We start from the raw sequence: 19,206 nt of genomic DNA on the forward strand, positions 1-19,206 counted from the left end.
AGTCAGTCCAGAAAGCGGGACTTGATCGCGGGCGTAGGCAGCATGCACTGCTCCTGTTTGCCAAACCAGCGGTAACGGTTTTTCGCCACCCAGTCGTAAGCGAAATCACGGACGGGACGGGGGATGAGACGGCCGAGGTAAAAGCACAGCGGCCAGGCCCCGGACAGCTTGCGCGTCACGCGCAAAATCGCATCTGACTTGGTGTACAGCCGTCCATGGGCGATCAGGACGACAGATGGCAGCCCGCTTTGGTCATACGAGTAGCGAGACAAAATGTGCTGCGCTGTTTCCGACTGCAAGGAAGCGAAGGTAATGCTGCCGGACGGATCGCGCTTGAGGATGAATCGAACGGCGCTGTTGCACAAATGGCAAACACCGTCGAACAACAAGAGATAGTCCGGGTGTTGCAGCGGCTCAGATGCTGGCTTCATCGGGCAGCCCTCCATGCTCTCCGGCGAATCGAATGGTCGTGCGGGTCGTACTGCCTTCGCTTTCATCATAGCAGAGAAGGGAGGGCTTTCCCAGCGCGAATCGCTACCCGAGAATGACAAGCGCCCCTTTTTGGATCAGTTCCTCTGCTTTCACCAGGTCGGGGTGCATTTCCCGGTCCTCGTGCAGCCGGGGAATGACGCGGCGCAGCTCATCGTATGCTTGTTTCGTACCTGCGCCCAGCTCCCCGCTTCCGAAGTCAATCGCCTGCGCGGCCGCCACATACTCGATGGCGAGCACCTTTGCCACATTGGAGACGACGGTGCGCAGCTTGCGGGCAGCGGTTGTCCCCATGCTGACGTGGTCCTCCTGGTTTGCCGAAGACGGGATGGAATCGACAGACGCAGGATGACACAGCCCTTTGTTTTCCGAGACGATGGAAGCGGCTACATATTGCGTAATCATAAAGCCGGAATGGAGACCGCCATTTTCGGTCAAAAAGCCGGGCAGGCCGCTCAGTTGCGGGTTGACGAGCCTCTCTGTGCGGCGCTCGGAGATGTTGGCCAGCTCGGCCATGGCAATCGCCAAAAAATCGGCGGCAAAGGCCATCGGCTGCCCGTGGAAGTTCCCGCCGGAGATGACGTCGCCTGTTTCCGTGAATAAAATCGGGTTGTCGGTCACGCTATTGCACTCCCGGGTGACGGTCGCCCAGACGTACTCCAGCGTATCGCGTGTCGCCCCGTGGACTTGCGGGAGGCAGCGCAGGCTGTACGGGTCCTGGACGCGCGGTTCGCCCTGCTCAGAGGTTCGTTCGCTGCCGGACAGGTGTGCGAGCAGTCGCCTCGCCGATTCCTGCTGTCCGGGATGCGGGCGGACGAGGTGCAACTGCGGATCAAACGCTTTCGGAATGCCGCGCAAGGCTTCCACTGTCATAGCGGCGATCAGCTCCGCGCTTTCCAGGACGACGCGGGAATCGTACAAGGCCAGGCAGAGCAAGGCGGTCATGGCCTGCGTGCCGTTAATCAAGGCCAGACCTTCTTTTGCCTGGAGACGAATGGGGGAGAGTCCGACCTCTTGGAGGGCAGCGGCTCCGCTCATCCGCTGTCCGTGGACGAACGCTTCGCCCTTGCCCAGCATGACGAGCACCATGTGCGCGAGCGGGGCCAAATCGCCGCTGGCGCCAAGCGAGCCTTGCTGCGGAATGACCGGATGGACGCCGCGGTTGCACAGCTCCGCCAGATGAAGCAGCGTTTCTTCCCGGATGCCGGAATAGCCTTTTGCCAGCGCATTGATGCGCAGTGCCATCATGGCGCGGACGACTTCCGCCGGATAAGGCTCTCCCATTCCGCAGGCGTGGCTCATAATCAGGTTTTCCTGGAGCTTGCTGACATCTTCGCCCTGAATCATGACATCGGAAAATTTGCCGAAGCCTGTGGTGATGCCGTAGACGACTTTTTGCTCCTGAACCATCTTTTCGACCATCGCTCGCGAGCGGCGCACATTTTCCAGCGCTTCGGGGGTCAACTCGATCCGGTAGGCATTTCTGGCAATCAGGACGACATCTTCAATGCGCAGCTGATTTCCATTCATTTGGATGACAGGGGATTGTGGATTCACGGGCAGTTTCCTCCTTTAGCAGAGCAGAGAACGAAAAGAGCGAGGGTGTAGGACACTTGATCCTACACCCTCGCTCCCGGGTTCTATGTGATTGGATAAAACGTGCAAGCCTGGTAGTCGGCGCATACGTCTGTCCTCACTTTCGTTTTCGCAACTGTCAGATGATTATGGTGATTAGTATTATTGTAACGGAAGTCAGCGCGCAGTCAAGATCAAGATTGGCACGGCTCCTTCCCTATAGGGGAAAAAACGGGCTCAATCCATTTTGGGAAACTGGGCGAGTGTCGTTTCTTGAGCGGGATAAATGTCATACCATGTACTGTGTGATTTCATCAGAAAGGACGTGTTCAATTCCGTGGAAAAGCGACGCAAGATGCCGCCCGTGCCTCCATCGTCTCCAAGGCGTCCCAAAGAAATGCCGAAACCGCCTTCCTCGATAATGCCATTGCCGTCACCAAACGTACCTTCGCCGAACCTCCCTTCACCGAATGTACCGTCACCGTCGAAGCCCAAAACGCCGCAAAGCTCGGAGAATCCGCAGCACAACGTCCCGGCGCGCCCGATGCCGCAGCGGCCGAACGTGCCTTCTCCTAACCAGATTTTGCCGAATACACCAAACCCGATGCCGCCAAAACCGATGCCGTCTAATCCGATGCCGCCAAACCGAATGCCAGCGAATCCGATGCCGCCAAACCGAATGCCAGCGAACCCGATGCCGCCAAACCGGATGCCGGCGAACCCGATGCCGCCGAACCGCAGGCCGGCCAATCCGATGCCGCCGAATGCCATGCCGAATCGCCGTCCGCCAAACGCTTCGCCAAACATGAGGCCGCCGTCGTCGGAAAATGTCCGACCAGGCTCCGAAATCGAGCTTTACCTGTTCAAGTTCCATTTCCATATGGACCGGATGCAGTATTTCCGCCACAAATGCGAACAATACAAGGATCATCGCCGCAAATACAGCGAATACCGCAGACATTACAAGCACCATCAGCGGAGAATGAAACATTACCACGATCGATGCCAGGTCTGGCATCATAGGGGCAGCAGCTCATTTGGTCGCAGCAGTTCCTCGTCTCACGGACATAGAGGCTCATCCTCCGGGCATGGTTGCGACTGTGGCTGCGGGTGCGATTAAGCCAAAAGCCTCACAAAGGACGCCTGTTTCGTGCGGGCGTCCTTTTGCTGTGGGGTGATTTGCATGAGCGAATCGCAACGGTCGGCATCAAGCGATCAAGGGGCAGCGGCAAACGCCTCGACCTCAACCCCGCGCTTTTTCAAATCCCGGCGCAGGGTCAACAGCGCATCGTCTTTATTTTTGCATTCCAGCACAATATCGACATCCGCATCCCCGAGAGCGTTGACAAAAGCGATAAAATCGTCCGGATCGATGTTGTCCGCATGGGAACGAAATTCTTTGGGCGACTTCGGAGAGGACATGTGCATCTTCGGGAGGCGATCCCCCCATGTCCGGAGGATGCGGGGCAGGTACTCTGTCCAGTCCTCGCCGTTCGAGTGGCACTGGTGGTGATGGATGTCGAACACCATCGGCACCCCAATCCGCTCGCACAGCTCCAGCACCTCGCGCATGGTGAAGGAAGTGTCGTCATTTTCCACGACCAGTCGGCGCTTGACCGACTCGGGAAGCCGCGCGAAGTTCGCCGCAAACCGTTCCAGGGAAGTGGCCTTGTCCTCGAACACCCCGCCGACATGCGTGACCAGCACGGAATTGTCGTCCAGCCCAAGCAGATCAAACACTTTGGCGTGATAGGAGAAATCCGCGATGGTCGCCTCGACCACGGATAGCTTGTCGCTGTTCAAAATACTGTAGTGCCCCGGATGCGCTGTCAGGCGAATGCCGTTGTTGCGGATGAATTCTCCGGCTTTCTGAAAGTCCCAGGAAAACTCCTTGGCCCAGTCCCAATTTGCCGTGACCGGGTGGGTAGCCAGCGGCACGAATTCGGAGGGGAGGCGATACAAAAAAATCCGGTTTTCCACGTTGTAGGCAAGCAAATCCATCAGATTGAAAAAATTCGTCTGCAACACGTGCCGCAGCTTTTTCAGGCGCGCCTGCGGCTCCAGTTTATTGATTTGCGCAACGGTCGTCTTTTTGTTCGGATTGTTTTTCAGCTTCACGCTGATGCAGGCATAGCCCAAACGGATCAAGGAAATCACCCCCGGGATCGTCGTCTTCCCGTAGTATCTCCCAATCCGAAAGCTGGTCTGGAATGAAAACTTCCCAGTTCGTCGTTCGTTTGCGTGGACTTTTTTGAGAAAAAATTCTAAAATAACAAATAATTGGACAAAAGGGAGGCGGAATCGACAAGCGGGAACATGTACCAACAGCCGATTGGTTCCACGACAGATAGGGAACGGAATGGGCGAAAGGGGAAACGAATGGGGGCTGTGAGTTTGGAGACGAAGCGATTGGCGGACGAATTGGCGGCGGAGGTAGTGGCGTGGCGCAGACATTTGCACCAGCATCCCGAGCTGTCGTTTGAAGAAGAAAAGACGTCCCGGTATGTGTATGAAACCTTGCAATCGTTTGGGAATCTGGTGTTGTCCCGTCCGACGAAAACGAGTGTGGTCGCTCGCCTGATCGGCTCCCAGCCGGGAAAAGTGCTGGGGATGCGCGCAGATATGGACGCTTTGCCGATTCACGAGGAAAACGATGTGCCGTACGCTTCCCGTCATGCAGGCGTGATGCATGCGTGCGGACACGACGGACATACGGCGATGCTGCTTGGAGCGGCGAAAATCTTGTCGCAGTACAAAGACCGCATCAAAGGAGAGGTGCGCTTCTTTTTCCAGCACGCAGAGGAGCTTCCGCCAGGCGGCGCTGTCGAGATTGTCCGGGCAGGAGCGGCGGACGGCCTGGATTCGATTATCGGGATCCATCTGGCTTCCTCCATGCCAGTCGGAAAATTCGGCCTTTTATACGGCGCGCTCACTTCTTCCACGGATCGATTTGATCTGAAGATCCAGGGCAAGGGCGGACGCAGCAGGTTGATCTTGGCAATCGCTGCGGCCGTGTACTCGCTTCCCGAATCGTCGTCGTATCCCTCGTCGTTTTCACCGGGACGTTCCTGTTCGCGACCTTGTTTGCGGAGATCGTGTTCCAAATCCAAGGGAAGTTTTAAGCCAACGGTATGGGCGAAAACCTTCGCGGCGCGCAACTGGCCACGAAGGTTTTTTCCGTCGTGCCCGGAAGGACAAAAGAATTGATCGATCAAGAATAGACAGGTATACTCTAAATAATCAGAAAGCGGACGGCTTCCGACAAAGAAAGACAGGAATGGGGAGAGCCAATGATTCTTGATGTAGAGCAAGTCATGTGGCAAAGGGACGATACGGTCATTTTGCGCGACGTCAGCTGGCAGGTGCGGGAAAACGAGCACTGGTGCCTGGTCGGTTTGAATGGTTCCGGCAAAACGAGCCTGTTGAAAATCATCTGTGGCTATACATGGCCGACAAAAGGGCGGGTCAGCGTTCTCGGACAGGAATATGGAACGGTTGATTTGCGCGAGGTAAGAAAAGCGATCGGCTGGGTCAGCACGGCTTTGCTCGCGCAGCTTCACGAGCACGAGACGGCCTTTCGCGTCATTTTGAGCGGAAGAGAAGCGACCATTGGGCTGTATTCCGTCCCGGCGGAGGAAGATGTGCAAAAAGCGTCCGAGCTGCTCGAAACGTTTGGCTGCACGGCGCTGAGGGACCGGCCGTTCGGAGCGCTTTCGCAAGGAGAGCGGCAAAAGGTGCTGATTGCGCGGGCGCTGATGGCGTCTCCCCGGCTGCTTATTTTGGACGAGCCCTGTACCGGGCTGGATTTGCTGGCAAGAGAGCAGCTGTTGGCGATGATTGAGCAGATTGCCAGGCAGCCGGATGGGCCGACCTTGCTGTATGTCACGCATCATATCGAGGAGATTCTGCCCTGCTTTACCCATACCCTGCTGTTGAAGGCGGGCGAGGTAGAACAGGCCGGAAAAACGGACGAGGTGCTGACGGCAGCGGGGTTGAGCCGCTTTTTCGGGGTTCCGGTCCAGATTGCCCGTGTACGGGGCCGCTCGTGGGTCAGCCTGGGGGAAGAGGCATCGGTGCGGTAACAGCCGATCTTTTGGCAAGAGTCGGCAACCTTGTGTATCATTGTGTATAATAGCAGTAGGAAGAAAAGCTGGGAGGAGAGGAGAGATGGAGGCATGAACAACGTGATTGCACCAATCACAGACTCCACCTGGGCGATCATCACCTACGAGGAGGCGTGGCAGAGCTACGTCAACAGCTACGTCATCAAACAAGGTGAATCGTTTGTTGTCATCGATTCCCACTTGCGCAAGCAGCGTACGTACTTTCAGCAGGCGCTGGAGGGAATCGGTGCCAAGCCGGAGCGGATTGAATACGTTTACTTTACCCATCGGCACGCGGACCATATCGGGAATGCCGACATGTTTCCATCCCGAAACAACTGGATTCATCTCGACGATTACTACGAGCTGGACGATTTCTCGCAGACGCTGTTCGGGCACACCTTCACGGGGAGCGGGGGAGACCTTCCGTCGCTGCGGTTTCGCCAGTTGTCCTTTCATACGGAAGGGTCCGTGGCGTTTTTCGACCCGCAGAGCAAAATTTGTTTTGTCGGGGATTATATCTGTTTTGAAAAAGCCGAGCTGGGCCAAATCGTCGGAAAAGAAAGCGAGTGTCGGGCGGCGTACAAGGCGCATGTACAAAGCTGGGCGATCAACGAGCCTGATCGCGTCGCGGAGTACGTGGAGGGGCTGGAAGCCTTGCTTGATTGGCCCATCGAATTTTTGGCGACGGGACACGGCCCGATTTTGCAGGGCGACATCGCCGACTTTTTGCAGGAACTGCTCGCGATTTTACGCCCGTAGCTTTTGGGCGGCAAAAGAAAAGACTTGTGCACCGAAAAAACGGGCGACACAAGTCTTTTGGCATTAGGCGTGCGGGTGGATCAAGCGCGACTATTCCTTTTGCTGCTCCACCAGAACCGGGTCCATGACCTGGACGTTGTATTTTTTCTTCATTTGCTCCAGCCATTCGTCCGAATATTTGCGTCTGTTTCGCTCCTGCAGCTTCTCTGTGATCTCCGGACGCGCTTCTTCGTAGGTTTTTCCAAGCTTTTCCTTGTTCTTCTCGTAGTATTCCTTGATTTGCTCCTCTGTCACCGGATAGGCCTTTGCGAACACTTTGTCGCGCAGCAAAAGCATGCCGAACCGCTCGCGCAGCTCTTTTTCGTTCATGTTTCGTTCCTGCAAATATTCCTGGAATTTCTCCGGTGTTTTCAATTTATCCTTGATCGGGTTGATCTTCGCGTCGATCTCCTGCTCGGTTACTTTGATGCCTTGCGCGGCCGCTTCCTGCTTGCACAGCTCGATGGCAATCAGGTCGGTCAAGACTTTGGCGCCGGCCTCTTTTTTCATCTGTTCATAGAGCGCGGATTGCGTAATCGGGGTGTTGCCGACCGTAGCTACGGCACCTGTATGGGCGGCAGTCGAATCTTTTGCCTGCGATACGCCGATCACGGCCAGTCCCGTCAGGAGCACGGCGACTGTCAGCAGGGAGATGTCAAACTTTTTCATGGTAAGAACCTCGCTTTCTTGCCTACATCTGTGGTATTCGTCGAGAGCAGCGATCCAGAAGGGAAACGGCCACATTCCCGCCACATATGCCGCTTTTCCGGAAGGCGGCGGCAATAGAAAACCGCACACCAGAAAGTCATGTGCGGTGTCATGGGAATGGGGAAAAGCGGGCAAACGATTTAACTGACGTGGGTCGAAGCCTTTTGCCATTCCTCCAGGCGCTTTTCCAGCTCGGAGCGGCTGAGGTGCAGCGAGTTGGCCGACTTGTTCAGCAACTGGCGAAGATGGGTCAACGCATACTCGTAATTGCCTTTGGCGGCTTCAATCTCCGCCAGGCAAAACAGCTTCCACTCTTTGGCGGAACGTTTGGCGGCCATCAGCCGATAAGCTTCGAGCGCGCTTTCGATTTCACCCAGTCGAGCGTGCGAGCAGGCGATGAGCGCGAGCGAATCCGTCATCCCCTGGTCGCGCTGGTAAATGCGGAAGGCGACTTCCAGCGATTCGTTGTAGCGGCCGGACGAGTAGTAGACGATCGCCAGGTTGTAAAACAGATAGTGAATCATGGCCTGGTTGAACAGGGAAGGGCGTTCCTTGCAGACGTTGATGCCCGATACAATGAACCTTTCCGCCCGTTCGTAATTGCCGATCATGATTTCATGTGTCGATTTATCGAGCATGGCTACCGCACGTGAACGATTTTTTCGATAGGATGCTTCCAGCCAGCTAAGCCGTACATCCAATCGGCGCTTGTACAGATTCGCCATATATTGAAAGCGGAAGGGCCAGTGCAGGCGAATGAACATGACCAACAGCACGGCAGCCAGTCCCGCCAGTGTTGAAGTCCAAGTAAGACTCAAATACTCCACGTTAATGACACCCTCTCTTTGCGCTGCCTCTATTCCCCCATCTTAGCACAGAACCCGTCCGCGTGACAGACCATTCCCTTTATTTTGTCAATGGCAAGGTCTTCTCTTCTTTTGGCCCTTGGAGCTGCCGGGCTTTGACGAAGTCGTCGGAGACGGTGTAGAGCGTATGGTCGATGGTCAGGATTCGCTTGATGTTTTTCGAGCTGTCGTACCAGCCTTCCCCGGCCTTGTTTTGGTCTTCTTGTTCCAGATGAGTAATTTTGTCGGTCAAGGTAAAGCCTTTTTCCAGGTCGAGACGGTAGACGTACGCGCCCTGGAATGTGAAGCGTCCGTATCCGCGAATGTCTTGCTTGGCCTTTTGCTCCTCGGACCATTCGTAGACGGTGACCGGGAAGGCGAGCAGTTCCTTTTCCCTGGAAAACAGCAGGGCTTTGTGGTTGTGCAATAGCTCGGAGTCCGTTCCGCGGTCGCCGATGACGGTTTTGAATTTTTCTTTCGGCTGGGTCACGTCGCTGACGTCAAATAGCGCGATTTTCATGCCCTGGTAGAACGCCATGTCCTTGTCTGACTCTGCTTCCTTGCCGAATCCGATGATGTGATTTTCGTCATACGGATGGAGGTAATCGCTGTAGCCCGGAATTTTCAGCGCTCCCAGAATACGCGGGGCAGCGGGCTTTGCCAAATCGAGCACGAACAGCGGGTCTACGTTGCGGAAGGTCACCATGTAGGCGCGGTTTCCCATGAAGCGGACGGAGTAGATGCGCTCCGTGGGGGCGATGCCTTCCAGCTTGCCGTGGATGCGGAGCTTGCTGTCGAGGACGTACACGTTGTTTTTCGAAGTGTCCGCATCGGTGCGCCACATGTTTCCGCTCGTTGTCGCGATGCGCAAATAGCCGTCGTATTCGTCCAGAGAGAACTGGTTGAGAATGCGGCCCGGCACTCTGCCCTTGGCCGAGAAGGCGATCTTGCCGTCGTTCATGGCGAAACGGTAGATCGTCGTGTCGGTGGCAGGAAGCGACGGGGGAACCAGCCCAGGGGCAAACGACTCGCTCGGCTTCTGCTTGACCGGCTCCGCCTTTTGCTCCGTGACGGCTACGTACAAATGGGTTGGGGAGGCATACACGTTTTCTCCGGCGCCCAAATACGTGGCAAGCGACAGCTTTTGCTTCGGATCGTCCAGATTGACCCCGGCCACCATCAGGTAATTCGGCTGCAAGCTTTCCGGAAAATAGCGAATGTCGCTGTACGGAACGGTTTGATACTGCTCGTCGAAGGCACTGTCGCGATAGGCGGGGCCAGGAAGCTCTGCTTTCTCCTGCAAAATCCGGTAGGTGTCGACGTAGTGGTTGGCCGTCACATACAGGTTGGAGCCGATTTTGCGGGAAGACAGGTACTGGCCTTCCACCTCCAGCTGTCTGACGAGGCGGGGCTGCGTTTTGTCCGCGATGTCGTAGACGAGCGCTTTTGTCAGCTGGTTGTTTCGGTAGTACGGGATGCCGCGCTTGGAAGCAGGCAAGGGAGCAAGGTCGACGAGGTTGTTCGCCTGACCGATGACGACCAGCCGCTTGTCGTCGACGAACATCTCCACTGGCGTGAACAGGCCGTCGTCATAGCTGATCCTGCTCGTAAGGCGCATATCCGAAGCCGGGTAAGCTTTGACGATACGCACTTCCCGCGCCGTCGCCTGATACAGGTAGGTGCCGTCCGTTTTGACGATGTCCGCTTCATCGACGCCTTGCACCTGCGTGTTTGTCGCCGAAAAATCAGGGGCTGCTGCGCTTTTGCTGGCTGTGCCTCCTGAGGTGGCAAGAGCGGACGCGGGTCGGGCCCATTCGGCTTCGGGTATGGCGTAGTGGGTCTGCGCTTTTTCCAGTAGCTTCTTGAACTGCTCGTAGGAACCGACGACAGGCAACCCGTCTTGCTCGCCGGCAGCTGTGACAGTCGGCTCCTTGACCGGGCCTGCCGGCAGCAGGAACGGCAAAGCGCACAGCACGACGGCCGTCACGATCAGTCCCGCTGTTTTTTTGTTCATCTCGATCCCCTCGGCTCTCTATTTTGGCTGGATGTGTATTCAGTCATAGGACGCAGGAGGCTGCCTGAACGTTTCACGCGTCTTTGGTCAGCAATCTACGGACAGGGGGGAGAGCGTGTGCTATAATAATAGGCGGTTTAAGCTACCATTCACATTTACGTCAAAAGGGGCGTCCTAGATGGAAAACTTGAAGCAAAGCATTCTGGAACTCATCACGGATACGTCAACGAATCTGCCGCCAGACGTGCGTCGCGCCGTCAATGCAGCCAAGCTGAAAGAAGATTTGGGCACGCGTGCCGCGCTGTCTTTGTCCACGATTGCACAAAACATCGTGATGGCCGAGGAAAACGTCTCCCCGATCTGTCAAGATACGGGGATGCCGACATTTGAGGTGAAAACGCCGGTTGGCGTCAACCAGCTCATCATCAAGCAAGCGATCAAGGAAGCGATTGCGGAGGCGACCAAGACAGGCAAGCTGCGCCCCAACTCCGTCGACTCCCTGACAGGAGCAAACAGCGGGGATAACCTGGGACCAGGGACTCCGGTCATTCACTTCGAGCAATGGGAAGAGGATGAAATCGAGATCAAGCTCATCTTGAAAGGCGGCGGCTGTGAGAACAAGAACATTCAGTACTCGCTGCCCTGTGAGCTGGAAGGTCTGGGCAAAGCGGGCCGCAACCTCGATGGCGTGCGCAAATGCATTTTGCATGCCGTCTACCAGGCGCAAGGCCAAGGCTGTAGCGCCGGCTTCATCGGCGTAGGCATCGGCGGCGATCGCACCTCGGGCTATGCGCTGGCGAAGCATCAGCTGTTCCGTCCAGTGGATGATGTCAATCCGAATCCGGACCTGGCTGCGCTGGAAAACTACATTATGGAAACGGCGAACCAACTGGGAATCGGGACAATGGGCTTCGGCGGAAACTCGACCTTGCTCGGCTGTAAAGTGGGCGTGGAAAACCGCCTGCCCGCAAGCTTTTTCGTTTCCGTTGCCTACAACTGCTGGGCGTTCCGCCGTCAAGGCGTGCGTCTGAACGCCGAAACAGGCGAAATCATCCGGTACCTGTACAAGGACGAGAAAGTCGAGATGGACGTGGCTCCTGCGGCAGCAGCGAGCGAGGAAGGCGAAAGCCGTCGCGAGGTTGTGCTCGAAGCGCCGATCTCGGAAGAACAAATCCGCAGCCTGAAAGTAGGCGACGTCGTCATCATCAACGGCATCATGCACACAGGCCGCGATGCGTTGCACAGCTACCTCATGGATCACGACTGTCCTGTGGACCTCAATGGGGGAATCATCTACCATTGCGGTCCGGTTATGTTGAAGGATGAAGCGGGCGAGTGGCATGTAAAAGCGGCTGGACCGACGACTTCTATCCGCGAGGAGCCATACCAGGGCGAGATTATCAAGAAATTCGGAATCCGTGCCGTAATCGGAAAAGGCGGAATGGGCGCAAAAACGTTGAAAGCGCTGAACGAGCATGGCGCTGTGTACCTGAATGCCATCGGGGGTGCCGCTCAATACTACGCACAGTGCCTGGAAAAAGTAGAGGGCGTGGACTTCCTGGAATTCGGCATTCCGGAAGCGATGTGGCATTTGCGTGTCAAAGGCTTCGCCGCCATCGTGACGATGGATTCCCACGGCAACAGCTTGCATGCGGATGTCGAGAAATCGTCCCTGGAAAAATTGGCGCAGTTTGCCGATCCCGTATTTCAATAAGCCTCACAAGTTTTCCAGATGAACAGCCTCTGGCGCCTCATGTGCGCCGGAGGCTTTTTTTCGCGCCTTGGCGATGCGCGTCTGCAACGGCGAATAGACTGGGTGTCTACCTATCTTTGTAAAAATGGGTATTGGTTTATCTCCCCTATCTCCGGGCGGGCATAGGCTAGTAACGAACAAGAAACGACAAAGGGAGGGAGCCTCGTGAACTATACAGTCCGTGCCGGAGATACCCTGAACAGTATTGCTGCTCGTTTTGGCGTGCCCGTTCAGGAATTGATCCGCGTAAACAATATCGCGTACCCGTATTACATTTACGTCGGTCAAAACCTGTACATCCCGGTCGCTGCCACGCCAGCGCCGACGAGTGATGTGGAACGGAGATTGAATCGTCTGGAAAACCGGGTGGACGCCCTGCGGGAAGACTATACCAAAGTAGATGATCGCGTGGATCGCCTGGAAACGCGCATCAACCGTCTGGAGGGACGTGTGACCCAGCTGGAACGTGGCGTTCCCGGTCCGTTGCCCATTCCGACTCCTCGACCACGGCCGACCACCACTCCGCGTCCGCGTTAAGCGGCCGAATGGCCGGGCCTGTCTTTTCCGTTTGCCAGGGGCAAAGAATTTTCCCCGCCGCCATTGCCTCTTGGCCCCTAGCTGCATAAAGTGGTACGAGAGGATTACGAGGAGGTGCGGCCATGCTAGGGTTTAACGGCAAAAACGTCAGACACCATTTCATGGGCGTCTATGGAAAAGTGGTCCAGATTCGCGAACTGGTGGAAGTCATCGACCAGGTATTCGATTCCTTTCACAAAGTGAACAACATCAGCAAGTCGATGCTGGGACCACGCAAGCCGAGTGCGAAAAATCTCGACAAACTCAAATGATGGGCCAAACAGCAAAAAACCGCCTCCAAAATCTTCGGGGCGGTTTTTGTATGGGCGCTGCTGCCGATTGGCTTTATTTTGGCTTCATGGCTTGCGCGGCCATTCGCACCATTTCCTTTACCATGCTGCCGCCCAGTCGTCCGCCGATCCGGCCGGCGTCGTGCGAGCTGAGCTGGCCGTTGTAGCCGCGCTGCAGCGGGACGTGAAGCTCGGAAGCCACTTCGTACTTCGCCTGGTTCGGATCGGAGACATGGGCGACTTGCGCTTTCAAGGCATCGAGCCCTTCTCTGGCACCTGGGACGAGAGGGCGCTTTCGTCTGCTCATGGAGATCACCTCTCGGCTTAGTGTGCCCACTAGACGAGTGCCTTGCGCAATGTGAAGTTCGTCTCCGGATAGTAAGTGTTGGCAACGAGCAGGTTCGGTCCGGCGCACTTGGCCGCCGGACAGAAGCAGTTGATCTTCTGGTTCAGGGAATGGCGCTGCCAGGTGTCAAACATCGTTTGCAGCTGGTCATGCCGGATATTGCCGAGCGGCTCGACGTCGCCGAAGTCTGTCACGATCACATCGCCTGTAAAAATGTTGATATTCAAGCGATTCCGACCGTCCGGATCATTGCGGGTCGTCACATTTTTCGCATTTCGCAGTCTTTGGATCAGCTCTCTGTCCGCCGGATCGGGGCTGCAGGCGAAAAAGGGGAGAGTCCCGAACAGCATCCACACGTTTTCGTTGCGAATGTCGAGCATCCGGTGGATGGCCTGGCGCAGCTCATCCAGCGACAGCACGTTGAGATCGCGGGCAAAGTCGCTGGCGTACATCGGGTGAACCTCGTGCCGGCGGCAGCCCATCTCCTGAATTTGCCGATGCAGCGTATCGAGCTTCGGCCATGTCCGGTGATTGAGCATCGTTTCCGCAGAGACGAACACGCCTGCCTCGGCGAGCTTGCGGGAATTGTCCATGATGCGCGCAAACTGCGCTTCTGCCTGTTTCGGTGAAACCGATTGCCTTGCTTTTGCGTACACAATAGCATGAAATTCCTCGGGCGTAGACCAGTTCCAGGAAATATGCAGCACATCCAGATACGGCAAAATCAGCTCGTAACGGGAAAACGGCATGGTCATGTTCGAGTTGATCTGTGTGCGCAGCCCGCGGTCCGCCGCGTAGCGCAGGATCGGCAGGATGACTTCCTTGACCGTTCGTTCGCTGTACATCGGTTCTCCGCCTGTTATACTTAGCGTAAGCAAATCTTTCGCTTCGTCCAGACGGCGCAGGATCAGATCGACTGGCAGGGCAGGATCGTCCTTGTATCGCAATGTATCACCAACCGCGCAATGCTCGCAGCGGAGATTGCACAGATTCGTTACCGTAAACTCCACGCTGGTCAATTTGTAAGCGGGGGGTGTCGCATTAAACAACGGCTCCCATGGATCGTGAATCGGTGTGAGTGGGGTTGTTGGAACCATGCGGATCAATGGTGGAAACCTCCTTCATTCTGCGTACAACTCAACCTATTATAACGACATTAGAGCGGAAGGAGAATAGCTAACGGCATGATTATGGGGATGTCTTTTGGACGCGGTGTGCTTTTTCATGATCGAAACGTGCTTGCTTGTGCAGAAGTAAAAAACGGCGTCATCCATACGTGGGCGGAAAAAATTACGCTCAAGACGATCGGAAAGCTGTGGTATCGTATTTTGTTCTCCTTTCCCTGGTATTATCAGCTTTTTCACCTCCTGCTGGCTGGTTATGCGGTTGCAGCCCTGGTCAATCCGGCATGGGCGATGGTCGACCCGCTGTGGGTAGCGGTGTATATCGCCGGCTTCCATTTTGTGTTTCCAAGAATGATGAAAAAGTTTCACGGTGCTGAACACAAAGTCTTTAGCTATCCGGGCAGAAAGTCGCTGGCGGCCTTGCCGCAAATCGCCAAAGCCGATATCGTCAACGACGGCTGCTCGACCAATCTGGTCGTCTGGTTTTTTGTCGGATTTTTGCTCGCGGTCTGGTGGTTGCCGCTGGAGTGGAGCGTGGTCTGCGGCGTGGGCGGTCTTTTGGTCGGCATGTTCGGAGATCGCTACGTGCGCAAATATTGCGGCGCGCTTTACAAGCTGTCCGCCTTTTTTCAAAAGCACTTCACGACAAAAGAGCCGGATCGCCTGCACCTGGAGACGGCGATTCGCTCCTATCTGCTGTTTGAGCACATTCGCGAGGTGGAGCGGCAGCGTTCCGCTTGAATGCGAGCGGGCAGGCAGGAAAAGAGCAGGGTGTCCTTTTATGGATACGCTGCTTTTTTTCTGTCCATGTCAGCAGGCCCCTTTTTTCTGGGCAGCGGGCAGCGGGTAAGCGGATAAACGGGTACGAAGGAAAAGGCCGGGGCACGCTTGGCCTCGACCTTTCTCCATTACCGCTCCAGCGGGCTTTCTTCCAGCTTGCGGTACATTTTTCCTTTGTCCACATACGACTGGCGAATGCGCACCAGCTCTTGGAAGTCTGCTTCGGTCAGCTCCCGCTTGACCTTCGCTGGGTTGCCGACCACGAGCGTGCGGGGCGGCACTTTCATGCCGGGCGGGACGAGTGCGCCAGCCGCGACCATCGCTTCTTCGCCGATCTCGGCGCGGTCCAGCACAATCGCGCCCATGCCGATCAAAGCGCCGCGGCGGACGATGCAGCTGTGCAGCACGGCGTTGTGGCCGACCGTTACTTCGTCTTCGAGAATCAACGGATTGTTCGGGCTTTGGTGCAGCGTGCTATTGTCCTGCACGCTCACGCGCTTGCCGATGATGGTCGGCGCGATGTCGCCGCGAATGACGGTGTTGTACCAAATGGAAGAATCCTCGCCGATTTCCACGTCACCTGATACGACGGAGCCTTTGGCGAGGAAAACGGTTGGATGAATCCTGGGCTTGATGTTTTCGAACGAAAGCAGTAGCATAATAACCTCCTGGTCAGTGAGTATGCGGGCAATGTGCCTCTTGCGGCCGGGGATGGAGAATGGAAAACCGCCCCGTGACAGGATCGCAATCGATGACAGTTCCGAGCAGCTTGTCTACGTCTTGCGGCTGGTACAAAAAGCGTATCTCGTTGATGAGCTGTACCTGGTCGTGTTTTTCCGCCTCGGTGATGGCAATGCTGTAGGTAAAGCTGCCGCAGCCTGTCGTTGTCGGAACGAGCTTGATCCCCAGCTTGTCTGCGTCACGCTCTTCCGCGATCATCAGAGCCAGGCGTGCTGCTGCCTGCGGAGTAATGGTTATCACGGTCATCCCTCCTTGTAGCTTCTTTATTGTACTACAGGTTGGCTACAGGATCGAATGGGAACGTTCCGGTTTTTGCCGATTGACTGCTTATCGGGTATATGCTAGACTAGACAGTACTGATTCTGAACAAGCAGGAAATGCGGGTAGCCGCTGCCGCCATCGTTTCGGCGATGGGCGGTAGAGGAAAGTCCAGGCTCGCCCAAGCTGAGATGCTTGGAGTGTTCGTACCTGGCGCAAGCCAGGGCAGCGAGGTTTGGCCTCGCTGACGGCGTGGAAAGGGCTCTCTCTGAGGCCCGAGTACGCTGAAAGTGCCACAGAAACGTAGCTTTTCTGGCGACAGAAAAGATGGAACGCGGTAAACCCTGCGAGCGAGAAACCCAAATTTGGTAGGGGAACCGTCCTGAAGGAATCAAACGGAAGGGACGGATGGTATCTTCGGATGCCATAGATAGATGGCTACCGCTCTTGGTGCGAGGGATGCGTCCCGCTTGCAGCACGGGAGAGACAGAACCTGGCTTATAGCATTTCCTGCTGGATAAGAGAACAAGAGGAGCTGTCCCATCCGTAGATGTTTCTACGGAAGGGCAGCTTCTTTTCGCTTCTATCGCGCTTTTCCCGTTTCTGTTCGGTTCGAGAGGGAAAGGGACACGAGAAGGAGGCAGCAGCGTTTTTGCTAGCGAAAATGTTCACCGCTCGTGCTACAATACAAAAAAAGGATTGTTACTTGATCTGGTTACATGGAATTACAAAGCAAAAGACGAAAGAGGGAACCTACCGTGACCTTCACGACAGAGGAAAATGGCGTATTTCCGGCCGTCTGCTCCCTGGATTGCCCGGATCAGTGCGGCCTGTTGCTTCATAAGCAGGATGGCAAGCTGGTGAAAGTCGAGGGCGATCCGAACCATCCGGTGACGAGAGGGAACATTTGCAACAAGGTGCGCAACATGGCCGCGCGCCTGTACGATCCAAAGCGGCTGGCCTATCCGCTCAAGCGCGTCGGCAAAAAAGGCAGCGGCGAATTTGTCCGCATCAGCTGGGAGGAAGCGATCGAGACGATTGCTTCGCGCTGGCGCAGCTTGATTGCGACAGACGGCCCCGAGGCGATCTTGCCGTACAGCTTTTACGGAAACATGGGCCGGATCAATGTGGAGGGAATGGATCGGCGCTTTTTCCACCGCATGGGCGCGAGCATTCTCGACCGCACGATTTGCAACAGCGCCGGAGCGGTCGGCTACAACTTCACGATGGGCGGCGCCTTCGGGACAGACCCCGAGGACACGGTACACGCCAAGCTGCTCATCATGTGGGGAATCAATACTGTCAGCACGAACATGCACCAGGTCGTGCTGGCCGAGCAGGCGCGGAAAAACGGCGCGAAAATCGTCGTCATCGACGTCCATAAAAACCAGACAGGACGCTGGGCCGACTGGTTCATTCCGATATTGCCCGGGACAGATACCGCCTTGGCGCTCGGACTCATGCACGTGTTGTTCGCAGAAAACCTGGTCGATTCCACCTTTTTGCAAGCGTACACGGTCGGCCACGAAGAACTGAGGGAGCATGTAAAAGCGTACGACCCGGCTACCGTATCGAAGATCACCGGCGTCCCGGTTGACGATATTTACAAGCTGGCGCGCATGTACGGACAGACATCGCCAGCCTTTATCCGCATCGGCAACGGCATTCAGCATCACGACAATGGCGGCATGTGCGTGCGAACGATCGCCTGTCTGCCCGCGCTCACCGGACAGTGGCTCGTGCGCGGCGGGGGCGCGATCAAAGGCAACAAAGGCTATTTGGAGCACAACAAAAACGCCCTCCAGCGACCGGACCTGCTCGCGAACAAAAACACGCGCGTCATCAACATGAACGAGCTGGGCAAAGCGCTTCTTACGGCCGACCCGCCCGTGAAGTCGCTGTTTGTGTACACGAGCAACCCCGCGATTGTCGCCCCGGACGGCAACAAAGTCAGACAGGGGCTGGCGCGGGAAGATTTGTTCACGGTTGTCCACGATCTGTTTGTAACCGAGACGGCGCGTTATGCCGACATCGTTCTGCCTGCTACGTCCTCGTACGAAAACATGGACTTTTACACAAGCTACTGGCATCACTACATTCACCTGCAAAAGCCGGTGCTTCCCCCTTACGGCGAGAGCAAGTCCAACACGGAAGTATTTCGCTTGCTCGCTGCCGCCATGGGCTACGACGAGCCGGCCTTCCGCGATTCTGACGAGGAGATGATTCGCCAGGCGCTGCAAGGACACGGCAATCCGCATCTGGAAGGAATCGACTTCGAGACGCTCGCGGAACGAAACTTCATGAAAGCGAAAGTCGGCTCGTACTTTACCGGCCGCCTGAATACCCCGAGCGGAAAAATCGAGCTGTACTCGCAAGCGATGGCAGACAGAGGATACCCGGCTTTGCCGACCTATACGCCTCTGGTGAAGGACGGCGATTATCCGTACCAATTCGTGCCCGGTCCGAATCACAACTTTTTGAACTCGACGTTTTCCAACAATGACAAGCACGTCAAGATGGAGAAAGTTCCTCGCCTGCATATGAACAGCGCGGATGCTCGCGCCGCAGGCATAGAGGATGGCGATACGGTGCGCGTCTGGAACGATCGGGGAGAATGCGAGCTGGTCGTATCGGTGGGGGACCATGTTCTGCCGGGCGTGGTGGTCAGCCAGGGCTTGTGGGCAGATGCCCCGGATGCCAGGCATTATGTGAATGCGCTCACCCCTGATCGCATGGCCGACATGGGCGGCGGCGCGACTTTTTTCTCCGGGCGAGTGGACGTTGCAAGGCTCGCCAAATAAAA

General features: G+C 56.1%; 18 protein-coding genes, 1 other RNA gene and 1 pseudogene. 9 read left to right on the forward strand and 11 right to left on the reverse strand.

From position 1 onward, the window contains the following. Window positions 1-2: 2 nt before the first annotated feature. The 4 genes from ACTHO6_RS01710 to uvsE form a co-directional block, all read right to left on the reverse strand. Entirely contained in the window at window positions 3-431 is a 429-nt protein-coding gene (locus ACTHO6_RS01710) for a thiol-disulfide oxidoreductase DCC family protein (RefSeq protein WP_440238679.1), read from the reverse strand. A gap of 103 nt (window positions 432-534) precedes the next feature. Beyond that, window positions 535-2,019 (reverse strand): histidine ammonia-lyase, encoded by a 1,485-nt coding sequence (gene hutH / locus ACTHO6_RS01715; RefSeq protein ID WP_440239396.1) that lies wholly within the window; start codon window positions 2,017-2,019, stop codon window positions 535-537. A gap of 282 nt (window positions 2,020-2,301) precedes the next feature. Then, window positions 2,302-2,871: a hypothetical protein gene (locus ACTHO6_RS01720; protein WP_440238681.1), complete on the reverse strand. Its 570-nt coding sequence runs from the start codon at window positions 2,869-2,871 to the stop codon at window positions 2,302-2,304. Between the two features lie 408 nt (window positions 2,872-3,279). Beyond that, window positions 3,280-4,212, reverse strand: coding sequence for a UV DNA damage repair endonuclease UvsE (gene uvsE, locus ACTHO6_RS01725; RefSeq protein ID WP_440238683.1), 933 nt, complete (start codon window positions 4,210-4,212; stop codon window positions 3,280-3,282). Between the two features lie 240 nt (window positions 4,213-4,452). Between uvsE and ACTHO6_RS01730 the strand changes: the two are divergent. From ACTHO6_RS01730 to ACTHO6_RS01740, 3 genes and pseudogenes are all read left to right on the forward strand, one after another. Continuing rightward, window positions 4,453-5,049 (forward strand): annotated as a pseudogene (locus ACTHO6_RS01730) (amidohydrolase); the annotation flags it as partial. Between the two features lie 305 nt (window positions 5,050-5,354). Next, window positions 5,355-6,146, forward strand: coding sequence for an ABC transporter ATP-binding protein (locus tag ACTHO6_RS01735; protein WP_440238685.1), 792 nt, complete (start codon window positions 5,355-5,357; stop codon window positions 6,144-6,146). Window positions 6,147-6,239: 93 nt separating this feature from the next. Next, window positions 6,240-6,929, forward strand: coding sequence for an MBL fold metallo-hydrolase (locus ACTHO6_RS01740; RefSeq protein ID WP_440238687.1), 690 nt, complete (start codon window positions 6,240-6,242; stop codon window positions 6,927-6,929). A 90-nt stretch (window positions 6,930-7,019) separates the two neighbouring features. On the opposite strand, the gene ACTHO6_RS01745 is transcribed toward ACTHO6_RS01740, so the two are convergent. The 3 genes from ACTHO6_RS01745 to ACTHO6_RS01755 all read right to left on the reverse strand — a co-directional run bounded on the left by ACTHO6_RS01745 (window position 7,020) and on the right by ACTHO6_RS01755 (window position 10,535). Further along, complete coding sequence (locus ACTHO6_RS01745) at window positions 7,020-7,637, reverse strand: SurA N-terminal domain-containing protein (RefSeq protein WP_440238689.1); 618 nt, start codon at window positions 7,635-7,637, stop codon at window positions 7,020-7,022. Window positions 7,638-7,816: 179 nt separating this feature from the next. After that, window positions 7,817-8,503, reverse strand: a complete 687-nt coding sequence (locus tag ACTHO6_RS01750) for a tetratricopeptide repeat protein (protein WP_440238691.1) — start codon at window positions 8,501-8,503, stop codon at window positions 7,817-7,819. A 79-nt stretch (window positions 8,504-8,582) separates the two neighbouring features. Next, window positions 8,583-10,535, reverse strand: a complete 1,953-nt coding sequence (locus tag ACTHO6_RS01755; RefSeq protein ID WP_440238693.1) for a beta-propeller domain-containing protein — start codon at window positions 10,533-10,535, stop codon at window positions 8,583-8,585. A 178-nt stretch (window positions 10,536-10,713) separates the two neighbouring features. Between ACTHO6_RS01755 and ACTHO6_RS01760 the strand changes: the two genes are divergently transcribed. The 3 genes from ACTHO6_RS01760 to ACTHO6_RS01770 all read left to right on the forward strand — a co-directional run bounded on the left by ACTHO6_RS01760 (window position 10,714) and on the right by ACTHO6_RS01770 (window position 13,136). After that, window positions 10,714-12,249, forward strand: coding sequence for a fumarate hydratase (locus tag ACTHO6_RS01760; RefSeq protein WP_440238695.1), 1,536 nt, complete (start codon window positions 10,714-10,716; stop codon window positions 12,247-12,249). Between the two features lie 204 nt (window positions 12,250-12,453). Further along, the gene (locus ACTHO6_RS01765) at window positions 12,454-12,825 is read left to right on the forward strand and encodes a LysM peptidoglycan-binding domain-containing protein (RefSeq protein ID WP_440238697.1); all 372 of its coding nucleotides are present in this window, start codon (window positions 12,454-12,456) and stop codon (window positions 12,823-12,825) included. Window positions 12,826-12,947: 122 nt separating this feature from the next. Continuing rightward, window positions 12,948-13,136 carry a hypothetical protein gene (locus ACTHO6_RS01770; RefSeq protein WP_440238699.1) on the forward strand — a complete coding sequence of 63 codons (189 nt, stop codon included), beginning with the start codon at window positions 12,948-12,950 and terminating at the stop codon, window positions 13,134-13,136. 73 nt (window positions 13,137-13,209) lie between these two features. Here ACTHO6_RS01770 and ACTHO6_RS01775 read toward each other — a convergent pair whose 3' ends face one another. Both ACTHO6_RS01775 and yfkAB read right to left on the reverse strand, forming a co-directional pair. Further along, complete coding sequence (locus ACTHO6_RS01775; RefSeq protein ID WP_440238701.1) at window positions 13,210-13,461, reverse strand: small, acid-soluble spore protein, alpha/beta type; 252 nt, start codon at window positions 13,459-13,461, stop codon at window positions 13,210-13,212. A 29-nt stretch (window positions 13,462-13,490) separates the two neighbouring features. Then, window positions 13,491-14,606, reverse strand: coding sequence for a radical SAM/CxCxxxxC motif protein YfkAB (yfkAB, locus tag ACTHO6_RS01780; protein WP_440238703.1), 1,116 nt, complete (start codon window positions 14,604-14,606; stop codon window positions 13,491-13,493). A 78-nt stretch (window positions 14,607-14,684) separates the two neighbouring features. On the opposite strand from yfkAB, the gene ACTHO6_RS01785 reads away from it, so the two are divergent. Further along, entirely contained in the window at window positions 14,685-15,365 is a 681-nt protein-coding gene (locus ACTHO6_RS01785; RefSeq protein WP_440238705.1) for a DUF1385 domain-containing protein, read from the forward strand. A 167-nt stretch (window positions 15,366-15,532) separates the two neighbouring features. Here the strand turns inward: ACTHO6_RS01785 and ACTHO6_RS01790 are convergent, their stop codons facing one another. Together ACTHO6_RS01790 and ACTHO6_RS01795 are read right to left on the reverse strand one after the other, a co-directional pair. Continuing rightward, window positions 15,533-16,063 (reverse strand): gamma carbonic anhydrase, encoded by a 531-nt coding sequence (locus tag ACTHO6_RS01790; RefSeq protein WP_440238707.1) that lies wholly within the window; start codon window positions 16,061-16,063, stop codon window positions 15,533-15,535. A gap of 13 nt (window positions 16,064-16,076) precedes the next feature. Then, window positions 16,077-16,385 carry an iron-sulfur cluster biosynthesis family protein gene (locus ACTHO6_RS01795; RefSeq protein WP_440238709.1) on the reverse strand — a complete coding sequence of 103 codons (309 nt, stop codon included), beginning with the start codon at window positions 16,383-16,385 and terminating at the stop codon, window positions 16,077-16,079. Window positions 16,386-16,520: 135 nt separating this feature from the next. Here ACTHO6_RS01795 and rnpB point away from each other — a divergent pair. After that, window positions 16,521-16,909: RNase P RNA component class B (gene rnpB / locus ACTHO6_RS01800), an RNA gene on the forward strand. 213 nt (window positions 16,910-17,122) lie between these two features. After that, window positions 17,123-19,204 carry a molybdopterin-containing oxidoreductase family protein gene (locus ACTHO6_RS01805; protein WP_440238711.1) on the forward strand — a complete coding sequence of 694 codons (2,082 nt, stop codon included), beginning with the start codon at window positions 17,123-17,125 and terminating at the stop codon, window positions 19,202-19,204. Window positions 19,205-19,206: the final 2 nt, after the last annotated feature.

The organism is Brevibacillus sp. SAFN-007a (genome assembly GCF_051967035.1).
Classification (GTDB): Bacteria; Bacillota; Bacilli; order Brevibacillales; family Brevibacillaceae; genus Brevibacillus.